We start from the raw sequence: 26027 nt of genomic DNA on the forward strand, positions 1-26027 counted from the left end.
ACTAAAAATAAGTGATGGGCCGCGGTAACACGGCTGAGCTTACTTATAGGCGTATGAGCGCTGAAATTCGGAACCAAATTGACATGAAGCTTTTATGACTTGTCATAGGACTTAGCTGAGCATGAGCAGTGCCCCTACCTGACGCGCTTGCAGTTGATACGATTGCTGCAATAACAGTAAGGCATCGTCTAGATCATGTAAGCGAAATTCGCCGCTAAACGGACGTTGGGCTAAGTCACTATTCATCAGTATGACTTTGCCGGGCCTGTAGCGATTAATCTCTGCCAATACCAGTTCCAAGCTTTGTTTGTCAAAACGCAATACCCCTTGTTGCCAATCTCCTTGGCCAGTGTCAAATTGCTGTACCGCGTCAATGCTGTCTGGGGTAAGGCTCAATTGCTCTGATGCCCGCAACACATACTCACCTTGAGCATGCTTGACTCGTACTTCACCACTCAGACAACGCACTCGGGCTTGGTCTCTAGCATACAAACGCACATCCATATTGCCGTGCTCCAGCAAAATAGCACTCTTTGAGGCAAACACCGTGCAAGCTTGCCCCTGCGAAAAGAACGCCGCTTCGCCTAACAATAAATGAATATCGGTAGTTTGAAGGTGCTGAGTTACCGCAATACTACTTTGCGTATTGAGTAACACCGCCAGGTCGTCTCGCAGTTGAATTTCTTTTTGCTCGCCTGTGCTTGTACGGAAATCGGCGCCCCATTCTTTCCAACTAGGCCATAGACGAAAAGGAGGATATAAGACTACGCCGCCGGCCACCGCGCTCAACCCCGCAGCGCCTAGCCCTTTTAAAAAGTGCCTACGCTTAGCCGAGCCCAGGGGCGGCGCTGGTAAGTCGCCCTGCTGGGCTTTGCGCGCACTAGCTTGTTGCAACAACTGCCATTCCCGCACGGCTTGCTCCCAGGCTTGTTCATGGGCGGGGCTTTGACCTTGCCAAAGACGAAATTGCTCAAGCTGGCCGCGACGCACTTTCGTGGTCTTGAGTTGATAGGCCCATCGTCTGGCTTCTTCCAGCAAGTGCGCCTGCGGCGCAGCCTTGTTCGGTGGCGTCATAGGGTATAAATCCCTATGGTAAACGGAGTGCGCATACGCTTTGGCCGCATTCGCAAGAAAGATCTGTTTTTACTCATAGCGACATGCGGTGTTTTTCTTGACTACATATTTCTGTTCAGCCTGGGGCAAGGCCTGTAAACAAAATTGATGCGCTTGACGAATTTCTCGTCTGACCATACTAGCCGAAATATTCCATTTTTGAGCTAACTCTGCGCTGGATAAGCCATGCACTCTGGCGTCGATCAGTAAGGCGCACTGCCTGGCTGGCAGCGCTTCGAGCGCTTGCATGAGCTGCTGCAATTGCTGCTTGGCCTCAAGCTGTTCTTCTGGGCCCGGGTGGTGATCAGGTAACTCAAACAGAGCATCAATTTCTGCTGTGCTGACCCAGCGTGCGTCGTTACGGAGTTGATCAATCGCCGTATGCAAGGCACTTGTGAGCAAGTAACTGTGCGGGTGCTGTACTTGATCTAGGTTGTTGTGGCTGGATAGCTGCACAAAAGCATCATGTAAGGCGTCCCCAGCCATATCTGAAGCGCCGCCTAGTTTGTACGCCACCTGAGCCTTTAAGGTATCGTAGCGCTCGCTAAGTAAGCGCTTTAGTTGTTGTAAGGAGCTCATGGGCACACAGGTGCCCGCGGCGACTGACTTTGATCAATCAGCCAGACGGTACTGGGGTCTATGCCGTAGGGCACAATGCCTACATATAAGCCGTGCAACAGGCTTTGCACATAGGGCTCTTGATCAACCTGCGTCGCCATACTGACTTTAGCGGCGGCAATGCGTCCTTGCCTGTCGATAACAATTCGTAGTGCGATGCGGTGCTCGTGCAACAAGGCGGCGGCATGCTTGCAAAGTTGCTGCAAAAGGGCCTGTTGCACCTGCAGATTATGCTGGGGGCTGTGGCTGGGCGGCGGAACAGGCAATGGAGATGCTATTACTGCCTCGGTGCTTAGTAAATAAGAGCGATTACGCAAGCTATGGACATGTATGGGGGTGCCGGTAAGCAGACGCTGTAAAGCTACAATGGCAGGCATGCGCCCATGCACCGCATGCGAAAAACGCTGCTTCACTATGCTGCTTTCGTACAGTAGCGATAAGCCTGTTTGCTCTACAAATTGTGCTAGCGCGGCCTCTAGGGGCATGCGTTCAAGATGGTATTCTTGGATATTGTCGTTTTCAGAGACGGCACTGTTTAGCTTGCTGGCCCATACCTGTTGGGCCCCTAAGAGCAATTGCAAACAACAATAAGCATAAAGCATAGAGCCATACCAAGACGTCATGTTTTCTCCCTGACACTGTCTTCATATCAAGGACAAGTGCTCTTACGCATGGTAGAAAATGCACATGACGAGGTGATGACAACTGGGTTTAGTCGCTAATTAACCTGCGTTGTAAGTGGATTCGCTTAGGGGTTTGTTGCGCTTGTTCAAGCTCGGACTGTAACTGGTGAATGCGTTGTTTTTGTTGCGTAGACTCTTGTTCCATTAAGGCTTGGCGAGTACGCAGTAGTTGCAGTTCGGTTTGCATTTCTCGCATGAGCGCTTGACTCATGGTTAAAGCGGCTTGGTTGGCTTTTTCTTGCCCCTGTAGTTGCCCCAATTGCTGTCGCAACTGCCCGATATCGTGATCTTTGCTATCCAATTGAAGCTGCGCAGCATGACTGTGTTGCTCCGCTTTCTTTTGTGCCACCAGTAATTGTTTTTTAAGTTCTTGCTGTGCTTGGCGTTCCCGATCAATTTCCAACAGAGCGCGCTTTTCGCTTTGACGGCTACGTTCCTCTGAGAGTTCGATGCTGTGTCGTAACTGAGCTAAATCTTGCGTAAAACGATCAGCTTGGGCGCTGAGTTGAGCTTGCAATTCGCCATTCTGCTTTTCTAACTCCTCTGCCCTGCTCTGCTGGCTGTCCAACGTGGCCTGTAAAGCTGCTTGGTGTTGAAGCTGCTGCTGCACGGTTTGTTCAGCATGGAGTTTTTCTTTTGCCAAGGCCTTGTTGTGGTCGTGCTGTTGAGCAACTTCTTCTTGTGCTTGCAATAACTGAGCTTGTGCTTGCTGCACGGCGGCGTCGCAGTCATCTTGATAAGCCTGAAAACTTCTTTTGGCTTCTTTTTGTGCCTCTTGCCATAGCGTGCTGACCAATTGACCTAACTGTTCTTTCAGGCCATCAGGTATATCGGCATGATCCATACGTACCTGACTTTTTTCGCGTAAATCAGCCCAGAATTGGCGCAAAGCATCGGCTGGCGCGCTCATGCTTCCCTTGCGCACTAATTGATACAACCGGTTCGCGGTAGGGGTAATGCCATGCCGAAAAAACAGTAAGGCGGCGACTTCACGATATAACTCTTGCGTGGCAGGAAACTGTTCTCGCAGGCTCTCCACTTGGCTAAAAAGCTCTTTTTCTTGGTTCATATCCATAAAACTCCGTTAAAACCCCATATTTTTTATTTATCAATAAATAATACAACATATTATGTTGAGTATTTTATCTATATTTAGCTATATTTGACATTACTGTAATAATGTCAAATATAATGGACCATTCAATCACGGGGAAACGTATGTCGTCTGCTTTGCTTCCTTCTTGGGACGCCTCCTTCGAATTATCACCAAACCTAGACGGCAGCACGGGGCGTAATCGCGCCACCAGCAGCATCAAGCAAATTGGCGCTCAAACTGATGTGCAAGCAGTGCAAGCTTGGCTGAATCGCTATACCCATAGCCCTCGGACTTACGCCAGCTATAGCAAAGAGGTCGAACGTTTATTGTTATGGGCCATCATGGAACGCCGCACTCCTCTGTCCTCGTTGCAACATGAAGACTTACAGGCTTACCAGCATTTTTTAGCAAACCCCCAACCAGCGCAGCGCTGGGTAACCCAGGCAGGCAAGCGCCCCGCACGCAACAGCCCTGCGTGGCGTCCTTTCGTTGGCCCCCTATCAAGCAGCAGCCAGCGGCAAGCCATGTTGATCGTCAATGCATTGTTTGCATGGCTAGTACAGGCTGGGTACTTGGTCTCTAATCCTCTGGCCTTGGCACCAAAGCGTCTACGCGTAACCGGGCCAACCGAACGCTACCTCAGCCCTGACTTATGGCATCACTTACAACGTTATGTATTAAGTATGTCTACCCAAACGCCCTCCCAGCTGCGAGCACAAAGCCGGGCTCGGTGGTTACTATCTGTCTTGTATGGCTGTGGCTTACGCGTCTCTGAACTCATCCAAGCCCAAATGTCGGATGTGTATAGCCGTATCAACAGCCAAGGGCAGACACAGTGGTGGCTACGCGTCACAGGTAAAGGGAATAAATTACGTCAGGTACCTGTCAGTACAGAGCTATTAAGCGAGCTGCAACACTATCGACTGACGCATCAGCTTCCTCCACTGCCCTTACCAATGGAAAACAGACCCTTGCTGATGCCCGTAGGCGGAGGCATTAAGCCCATCACGCGGGCGGCCGTACACACGTCTATCAAACAGTTGGCCAAGGCAGCCGCCCACGCATTACGGCAGCAAGACCCTAACCAGGAAGCTCAAGCACACCAACTAGAGCAGATGTCCGCTCATTGGCTGCGTCATACCGCAGGATCCCATATGGCGAATCAAGGTGTCGATATACGCATTATTCGCGATACCCTTGGGCACGCCTCGATCAGCACCAGCAATATTTACCTGCATACCGAGGCAGAGCAACGCCATCAAGCACTAGAGCAATATCACAGGCTGGATTGGAACTAGACCGCCCTAGTCGTGGTGTTTCTGGGTGATCAACACAAACAATGGAATGCTGCGCTCGACGCTGGTTTCTGTGCCGCGTTGGGCAAGCCCTATATAAGTCTGCACGCAGAGAACATCATCCACCCCTTAAAAGAAGTCGATGCAAGCGCTCAGGCGTGGGCCACCACACCCGAGCACGTGGTTGAAATACTGCGCTACATCTGGAAAGCGTAGAAGCGATTACTTATCTATCTTCCCTAGTCGGAAGCTTTTTGATAGCCATTTGCAGGCCTAAGGCCTGCAAAATAGCGCACCAATTACTAAGCGAGGGATTGCCATTTTCTGACAGAGTGCGATAAATTTGCGTTGCATTTAACTTCGCGTCTTGAGCCAGCTGCAGCATCCCTCCTTGCGACTGGGCTAAATAGCGTAATGTAATCAAAGCACCTGCTTGATCATTCTCGTTTAAATAAGAATTTATGGCTGCATGGGCTAATTCAGGATGTGTTCTGTATAGCTCAATTTTGGACTTATCGTAAATGTTTTTTGCCATAATGAGGGTTCCGGCCAAATAAGGATACAAACCTTATAGATTACTCGAACTAAGGTAGCTATCTATTAGTGTAAATCTGTTTAAATGCGCGTAAATCATTGAAAAGCAAGATAATGTATCAGCTTCAAACAAGATTGCACCCTGTTCGAGAATAAACCATTGGGCCTTAATGGTTGAGTTTCACGACACGTAAACGTAATGCATTCACCAATACGAATGTACTAGAGAACGTCATTGCCGCTGCTGCTAGCATAGGCGATAACAACGGCCCTTTGAAAATATACAACAAACCAGCCGCAATGGGTATTAGGGCTATATTATAGAAAAATGCCCAAAATAAGTTTTGTTTGATATTTCTCAAGCAATATATAGACAAATCTATTGCGCTTACTACGGCCTTTAGGTCATCCGACATTAACACAACATCGGCAGACTCTACAGCTATATCCGTTCCGGTTCCTATAGCAATACCAACATCTGCGTGGGCTAAAGCGGGAGCATCATTGATCCCATCCCCTACAAAAGCAATCTTTCCATATTGTTTTTGTAAGCGTTTTATAGCCTCTACTTTATCACTGGGCATTAGCTCTGCAATAGTTTGAAATATTCCCAATTGTTGCGAAACCGCATCAGCAGTATGACGGTTATCGCCTGTCAACATTATTACAGGTATGTCTCGTTTGTGTAAGGCCTTTATGGCTTCACGACTGCTTTCTTTTATAGGGTCCGCGACAGCAATCAAGGCCGCCAATTTTTGATCCACCGCCACATACAGCGGAGTTTTACCTTCTTTAGCAAGTTTTTCGGCGGCTAGGGCAAGCGAATCCATATTGATGTTCCTTCTGCTCATTAAGCGATCTGCCCCCACCCACACGTGCCTACCATGGATAATGGCCTCAACCCCCAAACCCGTTAGTGACTGAAAACTCTCCAATGCAGGCAACTGTAGTGCTTGTTTTTTTGCCGACTCAACAATGGCTTGCGCAATAGGATGCTCCGAACGCAATTCGATAGCAGCCACCCAAGCGAGCAGTTGTTCACGTTCGAAGCCCTCGCTTACAATCAAGTCCGTAAGTTCAGGTTTTCCTTTTGTTAAGGTCCCCGTTTTGTCTACCGCTACCACTTTGACGTCGCGCAAGCTTTGCAAGGCATCTCCTTGACGAAACAAGATACCCATTTGAGCCGCCCTACCTGTACTGACCATGATCGAAGTGGGTGTGGCTAGCCCCATCGCGCAAGGACAAGCAATAATAAGAACTGCCACGGCATTACTTAATGCCATGGATAGGCCTGCGTCAGGATAAAAATACCACCAAGCCAAGCCCGTTAGCACGGCTATTAGCATAACCGCTGGAACAAACCACAGGGTGACTCGGTCGACCAACGCTTGCACTGGCAGTTTGCTTGCTTGAGCCTGCTCAACCATTTGAATAATATGGGCCAACACCGTGTCGCCGCCTACAGCATGAACCTCATACACCAGCCCTCCTTGTTGGTTGACGGTACCACCTACCAGTTTGCTGCCTATCTGTTTAGCTACCGGTACTGGTTCACCGCTAATCATAGACTCATCGACATAACTGTTGCCTTCAGTCACCACGCCATCCATGGCTACGCGTTCGCCTGGTCTTAACTGAACTTTGTCACCAACTTGGATTTGAGCTAAATCTAGCGCTACAAATTGCCCATCTCGCCAAACATTCGCGTGTTTGGGCTGTAGCCCTAACAAATTTTGAATAGCCGCAGAGGTGCGCCCTTTAGCGCGCGCCTCCATGTATCGCCCCACCAAAACTAGCGCAACAATAACTGCGGCAGCTTCATAATAAACATGCACTGAGCCTTCAGGTAGTAGTTGAGGGGTAAAGGTAGCCACCAATGAGTACAAATAAGCCGCTAAGCTACCTACGGCTACCAAGGAGTTCATGTCGGGTGCTCCGCGCCACAAAGCAGGTAAACCTTGCGTGTAAAAATACCGTCCGGGCCCTATCAGCACTGCCGTAGTAAGCAAAAACTGCAGATAAATGTTGTACGGTGTTGGCAACACCGCCTGAACAAGTGCATGAAAGCCTGGAATTAAGTGCGAGCCCATCTCCATAATAAATACAGGTACTGCTAGTACTAGTGCCCAGATCATGCGCGGATAAAAGCGTTGCACATCACGCTCAGCAGGAGTCGGCCCTTGCGCTTGCGCCTCGTGTAGGCGCGCTTGGTAGCCGCCTTTATTTAACTTACTGTAAATAAGATTTAAGTCTTGATTAATGGGTGCAGTAAAAGTAGCCTGCTGAGTCGCTAAATTTACCTGTACCTGTTCGACAAAAGGGATCGTATTGAGTAGCTTTTCCACCCTACCCACACAAGAGGCACAGCTCATACCATCGATATCAAGCACTTGCGTGTGCCTAACTACTGGATACCCCCCCTTTTGCAGAGCTTGCGCTAACTGCTTTGTATCAATAGGCCCATTTATGTCAAGATGAACAGTGGCATTGGCCAAATTGGCATGAGCGTTCAGCACATTGGGCTGCTTTAATATGATTTTTTCTACTCGGCCTACACAAGATGCGCAGCTCATCCCCTCTACGGGCAAAATTAAGACCGATTTCGTATTGTTGGTAGCGCTTGTCATGTTGGCTCCTGAGTCAATCAATAGACTTGTAGCGTAAGGCTTACCCTGGGGGCAAGGTCAAGAGCGTGCGCTACGGGGCAACAAAAAACCCTAAGCATAATGCTTAGGGCGGCGAAACAACTGACGTACGGCTTAAGGGAGAGTTTGACGACAGTTAGAACGGCACGAAAGTGTTATGAGTAGCAGCCCATTGTTGCTGCTGTGCTTGTACGTCTGCGCTGCTCAGGCTAGACGTAGTGGAAACAGCTGGATAGGATAAATACTCACCTTGGCTGTCTCCGGCATGACCGGTGATTTGCTGTTGTGATGGGAAGGGAGCCACGTTAAGGCGAGCGGTAGTGCTAACAGCGGGTGCGTCTATTTCATAATTGACCGAGGCGGCCTGTGCGCTGGCTGCGCCAAACAAACCGGCAAGTAGACTAATAGTAGCAATAGTAAGGGTTACGTTTTTCATGGTGACTCAATGAGTAAGAAAAGTTAGCGTGTTATGCCTTTGGGTTAAAAGCATCAATGCATGGATTATGAGTCTCTATCGTATGAGGAAAAACCCTTAAATCGGCATTCAGAATTCCATTTTTGGGATAATAAAAAGGGAACTTTATTTACACTCGGGAACATTTAAAGCTCCCGTGCTTTATAAACGAATTTTGTTTTTTCCTTGTATTTCAATCATTTATGTAAAAACCATCTAAGCTAATATAAATTTTGAGTGATTTTTCTGATCTTCGTTAAAAAACTGCTTTAAGCCTCTAAAGCCTTACTAGCAAACATGTTCAAACCTTCAATCAGGTTCACACTCTGCTGAGTCGGAACAAACAGTTGTGATCGTGTTACGTTGACGATAATCCCGTAGAATAGAACGCTTATTTTTTACTAGTGAAATAATGAACTAGGAATTATCTAATGACTGTTAGTCCAGCTACTCCTTTGTTAAACGATATGGCGATTTATGTTGAGGTCGCCAAGCAACGGCATTTCACGCGAGCGGCCGAGGCCTTAGGCATGCCCGTATCGACGGTCTCTAGGCGTATACGCTTGCTAGAACAAGAAATAGGCACGGCATTGCTTAAACGCAGTACGCGTAGCGTTGATATGACCGAGGCCGGTGCTTTGTATTATGAACGTTGCTTAGAAATAGTGAATCAGGCGCGTTTGGCCCACGAGCAACTGCTCGATATGACTCAACAAGTCAAAGGGGTGCTGCGGGTGTCTATGCCCAGTAGTCTGAGCGTCATTTTCATGCCAACCATACTCACACGATTTGCACAAAAATACCCTGACATTGAGTTTGATTTAGACCTCAGTGTCCGACCTATCGATTTACTGGCTGAAAACTTTGATTGTACGATTCGCTTGGGCGCACAAAACAGCTCTAATTTGGTTGCTCGTCGTTTGGGCGACCTGCAACTGGGCCTGTATGCTTCGTCACAGTATTTGAATCAGCATGGTCGGCCCCAAGACCCACGTGAACTGACTCAACATCAATGTATCTTAGCGAGCAATCAACCCGAAGATACCCACTGGACGCTATCAAACAGCAAAACCAATGAAGTCGTTACTGTTGAGGTGCGCGGCTCCTTACGCATCAATAATGCACTAATGATGCATAAGGTCGCGGCTTGCCATGCGGGCATAGTTATTTCTTCACAAATAGAAAGCCTGCTTGAGTTCCACGGCATTCCATTAGAGCCAGTACTGCCCGACTGGGCATTTGAGCCCTACCCTATTTATGCCCTGATGCCCTCACGCATGCTCCCGCTAAAAACGCGCGTCTTTCTTGACTACCTTCAAGAGGCGTTGGGCCAATTGTTAAGTGGGCAGGTGTTGCCTATTCCTGCTGTCCATAGCGGTTACTAAGGAACTTCTAAGCAATTCGCGTCTCGAATATTTATCCTTATGTGAAGTGTTATACAACAATTCATATAAGTTGCTTAATCAGCACCTACTATTCAACAAACAAAGGTCATTCTATGATGAGCTACATGACGTCGTTTTGCCGCCGCTTTTTTTATTCAGCCTGCTGTTGCATAATGGCTAGTTCTGTAAGTTATGCGCAAAGCAACGCCTTATTGCAAGCCGTTAAAGCTAAAGACATAGCCTCGGTTCAACAGCTTTTAGATAATCCCCAGAACACGGCCCTATTAAACGTAGCTGATGCACGGGGACAGTCACCCTTGCTGTTAGCCACCTGGGACAATTCCGTAGACATTGCGCGCTTGCTGATTGAGGCCGGAGCCGATGTGAATCAAAAAGATCACCAGCAAGACTCGCCGTATCTACTAGCTGGCGCCCAAGGACGTAATGAAATTCTAATGATGACTCTAGCCAACGGGGCAGACTTGCAAAGCACGAATCGCTACGGGGGGACTGCACTGATCCCCGCTGCAGAAAAAGGCCATTTAGAAGCGGTAAAGATATTGCTCCAAGCGGGGGTGGATCCCGATCACATTAACCGCTTAGGTTGGACAGCCTTACATGAAGCTATTGTGCTGTCGGATGGCGGACCAACTCACCAAGAAATCATTCGTGCACTGTTAGCAGCAGGTGCGAACCCCAACTTAGCTGACGGCAATGGGGTGAAGCCACTGGCACTGGCCCGCCAACGTGGTCATAAGGCTTCTGCGGATATTTTAGAATCCGCAGGCGCTCAACCTTAAACATCTTATTAATGAGCCGTACTATTTCCACATCGTCTACTCCCGTAAATAGCGTTACTCAGCAAGCCACCACCCGGTTGTGGCTTGTTTTCGTGATACTTGTGGGGCTTAACCTGCGCCCTTTTCTAACTGCTAGTGGTACATTAGCGCAAGAAATCGCACAAAGTTTGCAGATGCCTCTTGGGCAGATGGCTTGGTTAACATTTATCCCCATGATGATTATGGGGATAGGCGCATTTTCTTTACCCAGTTTACGTAATTGGGTAGACACGCGTCGCTTAACCTTAATGGCCTTAGTGTGTTTGTTTTTAGGCTCTGCATTACGCTTAAAAGTAGACAGTAATATTGAGCTAATCATGACCGCCGTGCTGTGCGGGGTGGGCGTAGCTGTTTTACAAACGTTCTTACCGGGGATTATCAAGCAAAACTTCCCTAGGCATGTGGCTCCCGTAACGGGGCTCTATTCGGCCACTCTCATGGGAGGCGGAGCTTTCGGGGCTCAGTTTACCCCTTTGCTCAGCGACTTGACCGATAGTTGGCGTTGGGGCCTAGCCTTTTGGGCGCTGCCTGTGCTGCTTGCGGTATGGGTTGCCTATCGAGTTCTACCCGTCAATAAAGCCGTAAAAACCAACTCATCACTGTCTTTGCGCAGTTACCTGGCACTACCAAGAACGTGGGCCTTAATTGCCTCTTTTGGCTTGGTTAATGCGGGCTATGCCACCCTAATTACTTGGCTAGCGGTTTATTATCAAGGTCACGGCTGGTCAGCGCCCGCCAGTGGAAGCCTAGTGGCCGTATTATCAATTGCGCAAGCTGCTGCGGCGTTGGCTATTCCTAGTTTAGCCGCTAAAAACAAAGACAGGCGCCCATGGCTATGGTTGGTGCTGTTTTGTCAGTTTTTAGGGTTTTTAGCAGTTAGCTATATCCCTGACACGGCTCCATACTTGTGGGCGATTATTCTGGGTGTGGGTTTAGGTGGCTGTTTCGCCATGGTCATGGTGGTCGCACTGGATCATTACCCTGACTCGCAGCGCGCGGGGGTGTTGTCTGCCCTGATGCAAGGCGGTGGTTTCCCCATCGCAGCGCTTGCGCCCATAATAGGTTCGGTAATTTATCAACACACAGGTAGTTTCCACAGTCTGTGGTTAATGCACCTGTGTTTCATCGCATTTATAGCGCTATTAACGTATAGCTTTCAGCCTAAGCATTATGCCAAAGTGATGCGGTACGAATAGCGCAACGGCTAGTCGATACTATTAGGCTGATGGCTGACCCTTCTCAGCCATCAGCTTATAGTAGGCGCGTTTATGCTCGTACATACGCTCATCCGCCAAGCGCAAAGCTTTATCCAGTTTGCCCAGTTCACGGCAGGTTGCATAGCCGGTGGAAAGATCAAGTTTTGGCCCAGAGTAAAATTGATTATTCAACTCGACCAACGAGTTCAGGCTCTCTTGCAGTACTTCGCACTCCTGTTCTGCTGCTTTAGGCATAATAATCACGAATTCATCGCCTCCTACACGGGCAACTTGATACGGCTCCTCTACCACTTGCAGTAAGATTTCCCCCGTACGCTGCAGCAAGGCGTCTCCACTGATGTGCCCTAAGGTATCGTTGACTTCTTTTAAGCAATTTAAATCCACCACCATAAACGAAACAGGCAATATACCCAATCGGTTCAATCGATGTAATTCGTCTGTGTAAAAAGCTCGGTTTTTTAATTTAGTCAGCACATCGTGCTGTCCAAGATACTCCAGATAAGACTCGGCCTTTTTACGCGCAGTAATGTCGGTCAAGGCCAGTAGCACTAAACTCCAATCGTTTTCGTAACCGGTAAAGACGGAAAACTGCATATGTATGTGAAGCAAATTGCCTTCTAAATCGTGGTTTTTAACTTCACGCTGTTGAAACAGTTTGCCATCCCAGAGATCAATTAACTGCTCTCTGAAACTGTCCCGCATTTCACGGCGAAAAATGTTGGGCAAGCCCGCCAATAAGTCGGCTTTGGTACGGGCCTGAAAAAGGTCTAAGGTGTAATTATTGACATCAAGCACCCGTATTTGTGTCATACATCGATCAATGAACTCGGGATGCACATCGGTAAAGGTACGTAGGTCTGTGATGCCGTGACCACGTAATTCTTCTAACGTAAGCTTAATAGCGCTGAAGTCTTCCACCCATAACGATATAGGCGCGTGCTGAAATAAACTGCGGGCGTACTGTGCGCTTTGCTTAGCTTGCAGGCGCGCTTGCTCATGCTCGGTAATGTCTTCAATGACCACTAGCACACGACTCCAGTCATGCTCATGGCCTCGCAAAATGACACCTTTGAGCAAAATATCCATACGCTGTCCATGCAGACTGTAATTAATCGTCTGATTCTCAAAACGCGTCTGGCCTTGCCAAAGCTGTTCTAATTCGTGCGCATAAAAATGATAGGCATCGTCACGTATAACCTCGGTTAAGCGGCTAGATAAATCCTCAAAGGACTGGGCCGCGAAAAGGTTGAGGGTGCTTTGATTCACCTGTATTAAACGTATGCACTCGGCACATTGCTGTATACGCTGGGTGTCTTCTCGCAAAAACTCCCCAAGGTCTTCCACGCCATGCTGACGCCACTTATTAAATAATTGTTGCAATAAACTGTAGTCTTCCAGCCACATTGAGTTAGGCGAAATATCAAACAGATCAGCAATGGGCAATGCACCAGACATTTCAGACATCTTTAAAAAACAGTAATGAGAAGCGCTGCGCAGCGCAAGCTAATAAAAATGCAACAAAGACATAACATTTATTTCTATATATTTTATGCCAGTTATGAATAAAACTCATTGTTTATCCGACACTTACCCTTCGTGCCCGAGAATGTAAAAAACAAACAGACAAAAAAAAGCTGCAGCGATCGGAATGAGGACGCTGCAGCTGCTTACTATATAAGCAGGCGACGATTAATTTGGCGCACCAGCCATGATCCAGCTGACTACTGTTTTCAAGTTTTCGTCAGACAGATGTGCTTGGGGAGGCATGGGTACAGGACCCCAAACGCCACTGCTACCTTCACGGATATGTTTGGCAAGCAGCTCTGCATTGGCCGGATCACCTTTGTATTTTGCTGCGACATCTTTATAGGCGGGACCTACCACTTTATTATCAACGGTATGACATGCCAAGCAAGCATTGGCCTTCAAAATTTCGTTTACTTTGGCAAAATCTACTTCTTCAGCTTGCGCTGCAAAGCCCAAGCAGGCTAAGGGAATACAGGCTAACAAATGCGTTAATTTCATCTAAATCTCCGTTGATAGAGCGGTAAGGTGAGGGGCTACTGCTGAACAGTAGCGGTTAGAATTAGCACGTCGTGGCAACCAACACTGGATAGTAAGGGCCAACTCAGGGCATAACACTAAAAATTAGAGTTCGGCTTGACGTAACTCAAATCATTTTAAGACTTGGCACTGTACACGCATTAGGCTAGTGTTGTAATCGACATTAACTATACCAACTTTTATGCATGGAGCATTTATGCTAAATATACTCGTTCCCGTTGATGGTTCGGAAGCCTCTACCCGCGCTGTACAAGCTGCCATCTCATTAGCTCAGCACGACCCACAAGCTGTACTACATATTTTAACGGCACCTACGCCTATCGTGTCTGGCAATGTGCGTCGTTTTTTCTCAGAAGATGTCTTGCATGCCTATTACCAAGACGAAGGTAACAATGCCTTAAACTCTGCCCGTGCCGTATTACATGAGTCAGGTGTCACCGTACACGAAGCCATTGTGCCAGGCAATGCGGCAGAAGTGATTAAACAGTATGTTCTAGACCATCAATGCAATCATATCGTAATGGGTACGCGTGGCTTAAGTGCCTTGCCTAGCTTGGTATTGGGCTCAGTTACAACTAAAGTACTACATCTTGTAGACGTGCCTGTGACTTTGATCAAATAAGACTCATAACAATACTACTGTTACTTCCCTGCGACGCTGTCCTTTTGTAAGGGCAGCTGCTACGGCTCATGGCTCGACGGGATGTATACGTAACAACTTGCCGTTCGCCTCGTCGGTTAGCACATACACATAGCCATCAGGCCCGACTCGTACATCACGTATACGGTTACCCAAATCACTCAGCAATCGCTCTTCTCGTAATATACGCTCACCATCTAACTCTAAACGTAGCAAGGCTTGGTCTTTCAGAGCGCCTATAAATAAGCTGTGCTGCCACTGGGGAAAACGCTCGTGGTCATAAAAAGCCATACCACTAATAGCGGGTGACTTTTCCCAATAATACAAGGGTTGAGTAAACTGAGGTCCCGCTTGGCCCACCGCTTCCGGAATAGCTTGGCCGTCATAATTTACTCCGTAGCTAACTAAGGGCCAGCCATAATTATTGGTAGGGAAAATGCGATTTATCTCGTCTCCCCCCTGAGGGCCGTGCTCGTGAACCCAAAGCTCTTGAGTCCAAGGATTCCATGCAGCCCCTTGAGGGTTTCTATGCCCATAAGACCAGATCTCGGTACGGGCGTCGCGGCGGCCATAATAAGGATTATCTCGAGGGATGCGGCCGTCGGGGGTAATGCGCACGACTTTGCCTTGTAGCTTATCTAAGTCTTGTGCGGTGGATCTCGCGTTGTTCTCACCCAAGGCTATGTACAAGTAGCGGCCTGCGGGGTCAAACACTAAACGTGCCCCATAATGCAAACCATTGGATAGGGCTGGTTCCTGACGAAAAATAGGTCTGAAAGCTTCAATGCGCTGATGATCGTTACTTAACACGCCATAACCCACGGTGGTGGCAGACTGTGTACCACCTCGTGTTTCAGCATACGCTATATATACCCGACGACTACGGAAGAAATCAGGGGCTAAGGCTATATCGAGTAAGCCTCCCTGCCCCACAGCATGCACTTTGGGTAGACCAGCTAGGGGAGCGGATAGCCCTTGCTCTGGTGTCCACAGGCGTAATCGTCCGGGCCGTTCAGTGATCAGTATGCCGGCGTTGTTAGGCAGGAAGGCCATGCCCCAAGGGTGCTCCAAACCTTGGGCTAGTTCACTGACTTCTATCGCTGAGCTTGATAAAGTAGTCGCTGGATTCGCTTTTTCTTGGGCCCATGAGAAAGATCCAGCGGATAAAAGTGACGCAGCCAAACAGCCCGTAAAAATAAACTTTTTAACAAACATAAGTATCAATAATTAAGTCGATTCTGGCCTACTACGTGATGGATCGTCATCAGTCTGCTCGTTTTTTACTAAAGAGCTAAGGGAGTTTTTCATGATGCTACTCATCAAGTCGACGGGTACAGGAAACACAATGGTGGAGGATCTATCACTGGCTACCTGCGTCAAGGTTTGTAAGTAACGAAGTTGCATGGCTGCAGGTTGTGTATCGAGGATATGCGCTGCCTCCCTAAGTGCTTCTGCAGCTTGTAGTTCACCTTCGGCAAGAATAACCTTCGCTCTGCGTTCTCGTTCTGCTTCGGCTTGGCGTGCAATAGCCCGCACCATATTTTCTGCAATATCAATATGCTTAATTTCAACGTTAGTAACTTTGACGCCCCAGCTTGCTGTCTGCTCATCTAAGATTTGTTGTATGTCTACGTTAAGTTTGTCTCGTTCCGATAGCATTTCGTCCAACTCATGCCGCCCTAATACCGCACGCAAGGTGGTCTGAGCCAGTTCACTGGTTGCGCTGAAGACTTGTTCTACTTGAATCACTGCTTTTTCAGGGGCGACCACTTTAAAATACAACACAGCACTGACTTTCACCGAGATGTTATCGCGGGAAATCACATCTTGACTAGGCACATCCATAGTGATGACGCGCAAATCGGTTTTTACTATCTGTTGAATGAACGGAATAACAAGGATTATCCCTGGGCCCCTTACTCCGGTGAAGCGTCCTAGAGTGAAGATAACCGCCCGCTCATACTCACGTAATATTCTGACCGACTTAAGAATAATAACCAGAGCGACGAACAGCAAAATAATGACAAACAAATTTATTTCGTAAAAATAAGACATAAAGTAGCTCCGTTGGGTGTTGCTAGGCTTGCTGTGTAACAGGACGCACGGTCAGCACTAAACCCTGCTTGCTTATTACCTGGACGATCTGCCCTACCTCTAGGTGAGCGTCAGATTCAATTTTCCACCGCTCGCCCTGAATTTCGGCATAACTGTTGAAAGGATCTTCGGTGCTTAACACGCGACCTTTCGCATGCAGTAAAGCATCCATACCCGTATCACTACGTTTACGATAAAGATGTTTGGCAAGATAAATAATCAATCCCAGTATTGCTACAGCGCTGACTGACAGGACTAATATCGTGGCCGTGCTCCAGGCATGAAGCATAGGAGAGCCCCACCATACCAGCGAAGCACCGCTTAACCCCGCCAATACGCTAAGCAGAAGCAGTAATCCGCCCGCACCCACGATAAACTCACCGGCCAGCGCTAAGGCTGCCAGAAAAAAAGCCAAGTATGTTAGCCAATCCATAGCAGCCTCCTTGATTTGATGCCTACGGCCGTAGGGCCGTAGCTGTTACAGACTAGGATAAGTCATATGCAACGGTACAATCCATTCATCGTACTGCTCGGCGGTAAGATGACCAGATTGTAGAGCTGCCTCGCGCAGCGTTAAACCATCATAATGTGCATGTTTGGCGATGGCAGCGGCGTTGTCGTAGCCGATATGACGATTTAGGGCTGTCACTAACATGAGGTTTTTATCCAAGTTTCCTTGTATCACCTCAAGCACGGGCTCTATACCCCGTGCGCAATGCTCGTCAAAAGCTAAGCAGGCATCACTCAGCAAAGTGATGCTCTCTAGTACATTATGCACCATTACTGGTTTGTACACGTTAAGTTGGAAATTTCCTTGACTGGCAGCAAACCCCACGGCGGCATCGTTACCATAGACCTGCACCGCCACCATGGTTAAAGCCTCACACTGAGTAGGGTTAACCTTACCAGGCATAATCGAAGAACCTGGCTCGTTCTCAGGAATGCTAAGCTCTCCAATACCGCAACGCGGGCCGCTGGCCAACCAACGCACGTCATTGGCCATCTTCATGAGGGCACCGGCTAACGTACGCAATGCGGCCGATACATTGGCCAAGGCGTCGTGGGCAGATAAAGCAAAAAACTTATTATCGGCCGATTCAAACGGCAGGTCGGTCAACTCAGCGATTTTACGGGCGCACAAACGTCCAAAGTCGGGGTGCGCATTCAAACCCGTACCCACCGCCGTGCCCCCAATGGCCAACTGGTACACACCACCTAAGGCTTGCTCTACGGTGGCTAGAGCAAAGTCTATTTGGGCTACCCAGGCGCCGATTTCTTGGCCTAAGGTTACAGGCGTAGCATCTTGCAAATGGGTTCTGCCCGTTTTAACAATACCTTCATAGCGCTTCGCTTTTGTATCTAGGGTGTCCCGAAGTTGCCCGACATCTTGCAGTAAACGGCGCTTTACCTCTAGGGCTACCGCTACGTACATGGCTGTAGGAAACGTATCATTAGAAGACTGACCGCGGTTCACGTGATCGTTGGGATGAACGGGAGTTTTGCTCCCCTTGACACCACCAGCAATTTCAATGGCCCGATTAGAAATCACCTCGTTGCTGTTCATATTACTTTGTGTCCCCGAGCCGGTCTGAAAAACGACCAAGGGAAACTCAGCATCTAGTTTTCCATCAATGACCTCATTGGCCGCCTGCACAATTAACGCCCCTACCTCGGGAGTTATTTGTCCTAGCTCTGTGTTAGCCAAAGCCGCTGACTTTTTCAGCAAGCCCATGGCTTGTATCATGCTACGGCCCCATTTAAAGCGGTCTACGCCTATGGGAAAGTTTTGAATTGAGCGTTGAGTTTGGGCGCCCCAGTAGCGGTCGGCGGGCACCTCTATGGGGCCCATCGAGTCTTGTTCCATACGTACTTCAGAGGTCATGATCAATTCCTGAAAATAAGCTAATAGTAAGGATAAGCGTTTTGAGCCTTACACAAAGCGCTTAGCCCAAGCACAGGCAGTATCCAACATACGGTTGGCGAAACCCCACTCGTTATCAAACCACACCAGCATATTAAGTAAACCATCGCCATTGGTACGCGTTTGTGTTCCATCGATAATGGCTGAGTGCGGATTGTGATTGAAGTCTATCGAGGCGTGCGCGCGATGACTAAACGCTAAAACATCTGGCCAGCGCTGAGCGGCCTGCTGAAATAAGGCGTTAATTTCAGTTGGAGAGGAGTCGCGCTCTAGGTTGACCATTAAATCAATCGCCGAGACATTTAAAATGGGAACGCGTATAGATTTAGCTTGTACCTTACCGCTTAACTGTGGCAATAAACGCTCTACCCCTTGTGCCAACCCGGTAGCCACCGGAATCATGGACTGCAAGGCAGAACGCGTGCGGGCCAAATCCTGGGCGTGATAACCATCTAGCATAGGTTGGTCATTCATGACCGAGTGCAAGGTGGTTAAGAATGCGTGCCGTATGCCTATATGACGGTCTAAGTGCGCCAAAACAGGGACGATGGCATTGGTTGTGCAGGAGGCATTGGAAACCACGGTATGTTCTGCTTGGAGACCATCTTCGTTGATGCTTGCCACCACGGTATAGTCGACGTCCGCGGCACTACGAGTAGGTTGAGACACCAATAAACGGGGACAACCAGCAGCAATAAAACGATTTAGTTGCTCGCGCTCGGAAAATGCCCCACTACACTCTAGTAGTAAATCCAGTTGCAAATCCCCCCACGGGGTAAGCCGTGGGTCGGCTTGATGTAACACTTTAATGCTTTGTCCGCGAACAATGAGATGTTCCTGATCGAAGCTGACCTCGCCAGGAAAAACCCCATGCGTTGAGTCGTACTGGGTCAGGTAAGCCATGGTTTCGATATTCGCCAATTCGTTAATCGCCACTAGCTCGAAGTTCAACTGGGGATAGCGCTCATAAATAGCCCTTAAAACACAACGCCCAATACGGCCATAACCATTAATCCCTACCCTCAAAGCACGCTGATTTGTCATCTGTTTTTACGTCAAAAGGTTATCGAAAAACCACCATCTACTACCAGTATATGCCCATTCACATAAGAGGCTGATGGGGAGGCGAGAAACACCGCAGCGCCTGCAATTTCATTTGGTTGGGCCCAACGCCCTAACGGATTACGCCCCACTACCAAGGGACCTTTTATAGGATCCTTAGCCAGTTCCGCATTCGACTCAGTAGCAAAAGTGCCCGGCGCTATGCCGTTACTGGTAATGCCCTTGGGACCGAACTCCACCGCCAAAGCACGCACCATCGCACTCAAGCCTTGTTTGGCAACGGGATAAATGGCATCGCCATAACGAGCTAGCTCCCCAGCAATAGAGGTCACCGTAATAATCCTGCCGCTTGAGTCAGCCTTTGCTAACATGGCTTGAGCCACAAGCTGCGATAGCCGTAACGGCGCCAGCAAGTCGACCTGCAACAAGTGTTCAATATCGCTCCAGTTGGCATCCTGCAAACGGCTACGCAGCCTTTGCCCGACATTATTGAACAAAATGTCAGGCGTTCCTACGCGGTCCTGCAGCGCTTGGAATGACTCGGGCAACTCATCTAACGCGGCTAAGTCTTGGTGCCAGTACTGCACCGCTAGACCTTGCTCGGCCAACTCCGCTTGCAGGCTTTGCAAACGTAGCAGGTTACGTCCGTTCAGTATGACGCTTGCACCGCTAGCAGCGTAAGCCTTGGCTACGACAAGACCCAGCCCAGCCCCAGAGCCAGTCACTAAGGCAATACGTCCAGCTAATGAAAAGCTGGGCTTGAAGCAATCAGAGCAGGTTTCCTTCATAACAGGTTCTGTGCTTGGCCTGCGACAAAAGCATTGATGTTATCGACCAGTTGATTTGCCAGCGCTTGCATGGCTTCTTGGCTCGCCCAGGCCACATGCGGTGTCAAAATAAAGTTGGGTAAATCAAGCAAGCGCATCAAAATATGATCCGCGGGAGGAGGCTCGGGGGTGCAGACGTCTATGCCGGCTCCGCCCAATTGACCGCTACGCAAAGCCTGCTCTAATGCCTCGTTATCGACTAAGCCACCACGAGCCGTATTGATCAACACAGTACGGCCTGGTTTCATTAAGTTGAACTCGGCCGTGGAAAGCAAATGCTCGGTTTGGGGCGTTAAAGGGCAATGCAAACTAATGACATCGGCTTGCCTAAGCATGTCTTCAAACGGCACCCGCCCTGACCGTACTTGGTCGGCAGACACGCCTTTTTGTTCGGCAAATACGGTTTTCATGCCTAAAGCCTGAGCCAGTTTTGCCACCGACTGCCCTAAGGAGCCCGCGCCGACAATACCCAGCGTACTACCTGCTAAATCGTAAATGGGGTAATCAAAATAACAAAACTGATCGGCTTCTTGCCAACGCCCATTTTGTACGGACTGGCGATACGGCACTAGGCTGCGGCGCAATGCAAACATTAACGCCAACACATGCTCGGGCACCGTATTGGTCGCATAATTACGAATGTTGCAAACTGCTACCCCGTGTTCTTTGCAACTGGCCAAATCGATCATGTCACTTCCCGTGGCGGCGATTGCGATTAATTTGAGCTGTTTAGCCTGAGTAAGTGCATCGGCGCCTATAGCCACTTTGTTCGTGATAACGATATCCGCTTCGGCAATACGTTCTGCAAGTTGTTCTGGACGTGTGCGTGGATACACAGTTAAGGTATGTGTGAAGCCAAAAGCAGGAAGACTAACGCTCTCTGCCATCGTGTCGCCATCAAGAAAAACAATGTGCTGCGGGTTCGTACTCATGGAAACGGGAACTCCTGATTAAGATAAGTGACTCAGAAAAAGAATACTGAATAATTGTTTATAGTGACATACGTGGGCGTAACACACTACCCTGTAAAGGTGTTTTACACCACTGACCACATAGTGATGTCGTCGTGAATGATCCATCCTACTCAATCAACACTGGAATAAGGTAGTTTTATATGCTTTTATCTTTGCTTTTGTCCATTACCGGACAAGCCATGGTGGCCCCCACCCCAGTTCTGGACTCGGTTAAGCAATACGATATACGCGACTTTTTCCGCACCCCACAGCGCAGCCAATTCCGTCTTTCTGATAATGGCAAAATGCTTGGCTTTATGGAGCCGGTATCCATAGAAGGACAACCTGCGCGTAATAACATCCATATTCAAGCCCTAGACGGTAGCACCCCTGTGGGCGAGGTCAAGCGCTTGAGCGCGGTTACTGATCGTGATCTGGCGACATTCTTCTGGAAAGGTAATGACACCATTGTTTACGGTAAGGATGTAGGTGGTGATGAAAACTACCATGTGGTTGCGGTCAATGTTCACAGCGGAGAAACCCGCGACCTGACTCCCTTAAGTGGTGTACGAGCAAGGCTGCAGGATGATCTTCCTGATGATCCAGACCATATTTTAGTCAGTCACAACGGCCGTAACCCTGAAGTTTTTGATGTCTATAAAATTAATGTCAATACGGGTGAAAGCACCTTAGTGGCCGAAAACCCTGGCAATATCATGGGCTGGAGCACTGACCTAGAAGGCAAAGTTCGATTTGCCATGACCTCAGACGGCTTAGATAGCGAGCTGTTGTACCGCGCCGATGAAAAACAAGATTTTAGCCCTTTGATCAAAACGGATTTTCGCACTTCCGTCACCCCTTTATTCTTTCACGAGGATAATCAACGTTTTTATGCCTTGAGCAATCGTGGGCGTGACACCGCATCCTTAGTTCTGATTGATCCTGCTGCACCCGATGTCGAAGAGGTCGTGCTAAGCGTTGACGGTCACGACATCGATACCGCTAGCTTTTCACGTCTACGAAAGGTACTAACCGCCGCTTATTACGAAACGGATAAGCCTCAACGTACTTATTTTGACGCCGAAGATAAAGCCCGTTATGAAAAGCTCCAACAGCACTTACCCAACTATCAGTTAAGCCTTCAAGACTCTACCCCTGACGAGCAAAAGTTTATTGTCGCTGCCTACAATGACCGTACTCCCGGTGTTAGGTATATCTACGATGCCAAGACTAACACCCTGCATAAACTGGCTGACATCAATCCGACTCTAAGCGAGCAAGATATGGCACCAGTACAGCCAATACAATATCAAGCCCGTGACGGACTGACTATTAATGGCTACCTGACCCTACCCGTTGGCAAAGAGCCTAAGAACCTTCCGGTCATCGTCAATCCACATGGTGGACCATGGTTACGTGACTCGTGGGGCTTTAATCCGGAAGCACAATTCTTAGCCAATCGCGGCTACGCGGTGCTGCAAATGAACTTTAGGGGCTCAACCGGCTATGGCCGTAAGTTTTGGGAAGCTAGCTTTGGGCAATGGGGCCTTAGCATGCAAGACGATATCACCGACGGTGTGCAATGGCTCATCGACCAAGGCATCGCTGACCCCAAGCGTATCGGTATCTACGGGGCTAGCTATGGCGGCTATGCAGTATTGTCGGGCATCACTAAAACGCCAGAACTCTATGCCGCAGCAGTGGACTACGTAGGCGTGTCAAACCTGCTGACCTTTATGGGAACTATTCCCCCATACTGGAAACCGTTACTGACAAAAATGCATGCCATGGTGGGCGATCCTGTGAAGGACAAAGCCAAGCTCGAAGCCAACTCCCCTGCCCTACAAGCTGATAAAATTATAACGCCTTTGTTTGTCGCCCAAGGCGCTCAAGACCCGCGCGTTAACATAGCGGAAAGCGATCAAATCGTTGAGGCATTAAAGAAACGTTCTATCGATGTCGAATATATGGTGAAAGAGAACGAAGGACATGGCTTTGCGAATGAGGAAAATAAATTTGAATTCTATGAGCGCATGGAAGCATTTCTGCACACTCACTTACGACCTTGATGACTTCGCCACTGCTCGTTGTGAGCAGCGACCTACCAATTTATTACCCTTATAAGGGCTAGGCATGAAACTCTATTATTTAGCCGGAGCGTGTCCCTTAGTCACGCACATTGCATTGGAATGGATAGGTACACCTTACGAGGCGGAAGCAGTGAGTCGTGAGGCCCTGAAAGAGCCTGCTTTCTTGGCTCTAAATCCCCTTGGGGCGGCGCCAGTACTACAAGATGGTGATTTTGTTCTAACACAAAGCATTGCAATTTTAGAATACTTGGCTGAACTGTACCCCAGCGCTAACTTATTGGGTGAAACACTTCAGGAGCGTGCCGAGGTTCGTCGTTGGTTAGCATTTCTGAATGCTGACATACACCGCAACTTTGGCGTGGTCTTTGGTGTGCAACGTTATGCCCACTCAGAGGCCGCCCAAGCCGAAGTCAAATCTCTTACGTGTGAGTTGCTGTTGAAGCAATTTGCTCATATTAACCAACACTTAAATGGTCGTGATTTCTTAGGCGCCCAGCGCTCCGTCGCCGATGCTTATCTCTATGTGGTGCTACGTTGGGCGGGACGTTTAGGTTTAGATCTATCCAGCCTTACTAACCTTACCCGAGTAAGCCAAAAGCTTGAACAGGATCCCGCCGTTCAAGCAGCGCTGAAAGCGGAAGGTCTACTGTAACCTCTTGCGGCCTATGCTTACCATAGGCCGCACTGCTTCCCTACACCAGCCAGCAGCAAGGGGCAAACTCAATCTGCACAGCGCTAACAAGCGAACAATGACAGTTTAGGCAAATAAGTAGTTTTTATATGCCCATTTGATCTAACAGCGTTAAACTAATCCTGTTAAGACATGGGGAAACATATATCATGCAAAAACCAAGCTCATCTCGGCCAGCACCCAGCAAGAAATGGTGGTTACTTTCAGCTCTGCTTGTCTGCGCCAGTGGATCCGCGGATGAACTCACTGACCAGGGTAAAACTATCGCCACCTCTGGCAGCGGCGCAGTGTTAGCCTGTGTCACCTGTCACGGCGCTCAAGGTGAAGGTAATGCTGCGGCTGGTTTTCCTTTTTTAGCCGGACAAGGTACTAGCTACCTGACCGAGCAGCTCACCCACTTTCACGACGGGAAGCGCCAAAACCCCATCATGGAGCCTATTGCAAAGGCGATGTCTGCAGATCAAATGAAAGCGGTGGCCGCTTACTACTCGCAGCTAAGCCCACCATGGGATAAGCAAAAACTCAGCAACGTTCAGGATCTCTACCCTGCACAATCCCAGCTCGGAGCATGGATTGCCAATCGCGGAGACTGGGATAACAATATTCCCGCCTGTATACAGTGTCATGGGCCAGGAGGAGTGGGCGTAGGCACCTCTTTCCCCGCCATTGCCGGATTATCGGCCGCCTACATTACGGCTCAATTCAAAGCATGGCAAACCAACAGTCGTGACCCCGGACCGCAATCTATTATGGGCGATATTGCTAAGCGCATGAATGAACAGCAGATTCAAGCGACAGCAGACTACTTTGCAGCTCTGCCCACAGAGCTAAGTAAAGCAGCAACTCAGGGAGCCAAATAATGAAACCATTGTGGACACAACATATTTCTTTATTCAGTGGCGCCTGTTTATTGGCAATGAGTAGTGTGGTCAGCGCCCAAGGGGTCGACTTAGGCGAGTATCGACCAAAATTTGATCCGCCTGATGCCCACAGCATTCCAGACACTCCGTTTGGCGAGGCGGTGAAACGGGGCCAAGCTATTTTTCTTAAAACGCCTCAGAACGCCCCAAATTTCGTTGGTAACAACATGAATTGTGTGAGCTGTCACATGGACGCAGGACGTCGTAAAGACGCCTCGCCTCTATGGGCCGCTTATGTACTGTACCCCGCTTACCGTGCTAAAAACGAGCACGTGAACACCCTAGCAGAACGCTTACAAGGCTGCTTTACCTATAGCATGAATGGTCAAAAGCCTCCTGCTGAAGATCAAGTCATTGTCGACCTGGAAAGCTATATGTATTGGCTCGCTCGCGGGGCCCCCACGGGCGTCGTACTGGAAGGGCAAGGATTCAAGCGCTTACCAGAACCAGCACAAAAACCGGACTACGTACGTGGTGAGAAAGTCTATGCGCAAAATTGTGTGCTGTGCCACGGCGCAGACGGGCAAGGACAAAGCGTGAATGGACACATGGTGTTCCCAGCCTTGTGGGGCGATCAATCCTATAACTGGGGGGCTGGGATGCAAAGCATTCCTACCGCCGCCGCTTTTATCAAAGCCAATATGCCGTTAGGTCATGGCAACACGCTGTCTGATCAAGATGCTTGGGATGTGGCCTATTACATGAATGGGCACGATAGGCCGCAAGATCCACGTTTTAATGGATCCGTTGAAGAAACACAGAAAAAATATCACGATGCCAAAACCGATCTTTATGGACAAAAGATTAATGGCAAAGTGCTAGGTGCCGACTCTGTACCACATGGTGGTCGTCTACGTAAAGATGCCAGTTAAGGCCTTTGTGTAAT

At 48.8% G+C, this 26027-nt stretch carries 26 protein-coding genes; 10 read left to right on the forward strand and 16 right to left on the reverse strand.

What is annotated here, in order from left to right:
• Positions 1-111: 111 nt before the first annotated feature.
• The 4 genes from OSH01_RS10905 to OSH01_RS10920 form a co-directional block, all read right to left on the reverse strand.
• Entirely contained in the window at positions 112-1074 is a 963-nt protein-coding gene (locus OSH01_RS10905; RefSeq protein WP_266124129.1) for a FecR family protein, read from the reverse strand.
• Positions 1075-1143: 69 nt separating this feature from the next.
• Positions 1144-1692 carry an RNA polymerase sigma factor gene (locus OSH01_RS10910; RefSeq protein WP_266124130.1) on the reverse strand — a complete coding sequence of 183 codons (549 nt, stop codon included), beginning with the start codon at positions 1690-1692 and terminating at the stop codon, positions 1144-1146.
• Complete coding sequence (locus OSH01_RS10915; RefSeq protein WP_266124131.1) at positions 1689-2354, reverse strand: STN domain-containing protein; 666 nt, start codon at positions 2352-2354, stop codon at positions 1689-1691. The genes OSH01_RS10910 and OSH01_RS10915 overlap by 4 nt, the downstream gene beginning before the upstream one ends.
• A gap of 88 nt (positions 2355-2442) precedes the next feature.
• Entirely contained in the window at positions 2443-3483 is a 1041-nt protein-coding gene (locus OSH01_RS10920; protein ID WP_266124132.1) for a DNA-binding protein, read from the reverse strand.
• Between the two features lie 149 nt (positions 3484-3632).
• Between OSH01_RS10920 and OSH01_RS10925 the strand changes: the two genes are divergently transcribed.
• Both OSH01_RS10925 and OSH01_RS10930 read left to right on the forward strand, forming a co-directional pair.
• Entirely contained in the window at positions 3633-4808 is a 1176-nt protein-coding gene (locus tag OSH01_RS10925; protein WP_266124133.1) for a tyrosine-type recombinase/integrase, read from the forward strand.
• A 12-nt stretch (positions 4809-4820) separates the two neighbouring features.
• Positions 4821-5021 carry a YtoQ family protein gene (locus tag OSH01_RS10930; RefSeq protein WP_266124134.1) on the forward strand — a complete coding sequence of 67 codons (201 nt, stop codon included), beginning with the start codon at positions 4821-4823 and terminating at the stop codon, positions 5019-5021.
• 10 nt (positions 5022-5031) lie between these two features.
• Here OSH01_RS10930 and OSH01_RS10935 read toward each other — a convergent pair whose 3' ends face one another.
• From OSH01_RS10935 to OSH01_RS10945, 3 genes are all read right to left on the reverse strand, one after another.
• The gene (locus OSH01_RS10935; RefSeq protein WP_266124135.1) at positions 5032-5340 is read right to left on the reverse strand and encodes a helix-turn-helix domain-containing transcriptional regulator; all 309 of its coding nucleotides are present in this window, start codon (positions 5338-5340) and stop codon (positions 5032-5034) included.
• Between the two features lie 166 nt (positions 5341-5506).
• Positions 5507-7966 (reverse strand): heavy metal translocating P-type ATPase, encoded by a 2460-nt coding sequence (locus OSH01_RS10940; RefSeq protein ID WP_266124136.1) that lies wholly within the window; start codon positions 7964-7966, stop codon positions 5507-5509.
• A 154-nt stretch (positions 7967-8120) separates the two neighbouring features.
• A complete protein-coding gene (locus OSH01_RS10945; RefSeq protein WP_266124137.1) occupies positions 8121-8420 on the reverse strand; it encodes a hypothetical protein in 300 nt (99 codons plus the stop codon).
• A 449-nt stretch (positions 8421-8869) separates the two neighbouring features.
• Between OSH01_RS10945 and OSH01_RS10950 the strand changes: the two genes are divergently transcribed.
• The 3 genes from OSH01_RS10950 (at position 8870) to OSH01_RS10960 (ending at position 11858) form a co-directional block, all read left to right on the forward strand.
• Positions 8870-9823, forward strand: a complete 954-nt coding sequence (locus OSH01_RS10950) for a LysR family transcriptional regulator (RefSeq protein WP_266124138.1) — start codon at positions 8870-8872, stop codon at positions 9821-9823.
• Positions 9824-9996: 173 nt separating this feature from the next.
• Positions 9997-10623: an ankyrin repeat domain-containing protein gene (locus OSH01_RS10955; protein ID WP_266124139.1), complete on the forward strand. Its 627-nt coding sequence runs from the start codon at positions 9997-9999 to the stop codon at positions 10621-10623.
• 11 nt (positions 10624-10634) lie between these two features.
• Positions 10635-11858, forward strand: coding sequence for an MFS transporter (locus tag OSH01_RS10960; RefSeq protein WP_266124140.1), 1224 nt, complete (start codon positions 10635-10637; stop codon positions 11856-11858).
• Positions 11859-11879: 21 nt separating this feature from the next.
• On the opposite strand, the gene OSH01_RS10965 is transcribed toward OSH01_RS10960, so the two are convergent.
• Together OSH01_RS10965 and OSH01_RS10970 are read right to left on the reverse strand one after the other, a co-directional pair.
• The gene (locus OSH01_RS10965) at positions 11880-13334 is read right to left on the reverse strand and encodes a sensor domain-containing diguanylate cyclase (protein WP_266124141.1); all 1455 of its coding nucleotides are present in this window, start codon (positions 13332-13334) and stop codon (positions 11880-11882) included.
• 234 nt (positions 13335-13568) lie between these two features.
• Positions 13569-13904: a c-type cytochrome gene (locus OSH01_RS10970; protein ID WP_266124142.1), complete on the reverse strand. Its 336-nt coding sequence runs from the start codon at positions 13902-13904 to the stop codon at positions 13569-13571.
• 235 nt (positions 13905-14139) lie between these two features.
• Here OSH01_RS10970 and OSH01_RS10975 point away from each other — a divergent pair, with 235 nt between their 5' ends.
• Positions 14140-14565, forward strand: coding sequence for a universal stress protein (locus tag OSH01_RS10975; RefSeq protein WP_266124143.1), 426 nt, complete (start codon positions 14140-14142; stop codon positions 14563-14565).
• A gap of 66 nt (positions 14566-14631) precedes the next feature.
• Here the strand turns inward: OSH01_RS10975 and OSH01_RS10980 are convergent, their stop codons facing one another.
• From OSH01_RS10980 to OSH01_RS11010, 7 genes are read right to left on the reverse strand one after another with little or no spacing between them, the layout of a single operon-like run.
• Complete coding sequence (locus OSH01_RS10980; protein ID WP_266124144.1) at positions 14632-15798, reverse strand: PQQ-dependent sugar dehydrogenase; 1167 nt, start codon at positions 15796-15798, stop codon at positions 14632-14634.
• 12 nt (positions 15799-15810) lie between these two features.
• Positions 15811-16638: a slipin family protein gene (locus OSH01_RS10985; protein ID WP_266124145.1), complete on the reverse strand. Its 828-nt coding sequence runs from the start codon at positions 16636-16638 to the stop codon at positions 15811-15813.
• A 22-nt stretch (positions 16639-16660) separates the two neighbouring features.
• A complete protein-coding gene (locus OSH01_RS10990) occupies positions 16661-17110 on the reverse strand; it encodes an NfeD family protein (RefSeq protein ID WP_266124146.1) in 450 nt (149 codons plus the stop codon).
• A gap of 45 nt (positions 17111-17155) precedes the next feature.
• Positions 17156-18559, reverse strand: a complete 1404-nt coding sequence (gene fumC / locus OSH01_RS10995; RefSeq protein WP_266124147.1) for a class II fumarate hydratase — start codon at positions 18557-18559, stop codon at positions 17156-17158.
• A gap of 48 nt (positions 18560-18607) precedes the next feature.
• Positions 18608-19642: a type I glyceraldehyde-3-phosphate dehydrogenase gene (locus OSH01_RS11000; RefSeq protein WP_266124148.1), complete on the reverse strand. Its 1035-nt coding sequence runs from the start codon at positions 19640-19642 to the stop codon at positions 18608-18610.
• 11 nt (positions 19643-19653) lie between these two features.
• On the reverse strand, positions 19654-20448 hold the full coding sequence (locus OSH01_RS11005; RefSeq protein ID WP_266124149.1) for an SDR family oxidoreductase: 795 nt from the start codon (positions 20446-20448) through the stop codon (positions 19654-19656).
• Positions 20445-21419, reverse strand: a complete 975-nt coding sequence (locus tag OSH01_RS11010; RefSeq protein ID WP_266124150.1) for a D-2-hydroxyacid dehydrogenase — start codon at positions 21417-21419, stop codon at positions 20445-20447. The genes OSH01_RS11005 and OSH01_RS11010 overlap by 4 nt, the downstream gene beginning before the upstream one ends.
• Before the next feature lie 221 nt (positions 21420-21640).
• Between OSH01_RS11010 and OSH01_RS11015 the strand changes: the two genes are divergently transcribed.
• The 4 genes from OSH01_RS11015 (at position 21641) to OSH01_RS11030 (ending at position 26013) form a co-directional block, all read left to right on the forward strand.
• Complete coding sequence (locus OSH01_RS11015; RefSeq protein WP_266124205.1) at positions 21641-23509, forward strand: S9 family peptidase; 1869 nt, start codon at positions 21641-21643, stop codon at positions 23507-23509.
• Between the two features lie 64 nt (positions 23510-23573).
• A complete protein-coding gene (locus OSH01_RS11020; protein ID WP_266124151.1) occupies positions 23574-24182 on the forward strand; it encodes a glutathione S-transferase family protein in 609 nt (202 codons plus the stop codon).
• A gap of 188 nt (positions 24183-24370) precedes the next feature.
• Positions 24371-25081 carry a c-type cytochrome gene (locus tag OSH01_RS11025; RefSeq protein WP_266124152.1) on the forward strand — a complete coding sequence of 237 codons (711 nt, stop codon included), beginning with the start codon at positions 24371-24373 and terminating at the stop codon, positions 25079-25081.
• 56 nt (positions 25082-25137) lie between these two features.
• Complete coding sequence (locus OSH01_RS11030) at positions 25138-26013, forward strand: c-type cytochrome (RefSeq protein ID WP_266124206.1); 876 nt, start codon at positions 25138-25140, stop codon at positions 26011-26013.
• Positions 26014-26027 lie beyond the last annotated feature (14 nt).

It is taken from the genome of Alcaligenes endophyticus (genome assembly GCF_026344035.1).
Lineage (GTDB): Bacteria > Pseudomonadota > Gammaproteobacteria > Burkholderiales > Burkholderiaceae_B > Alcaligenes > Alcaligenes endophyticus.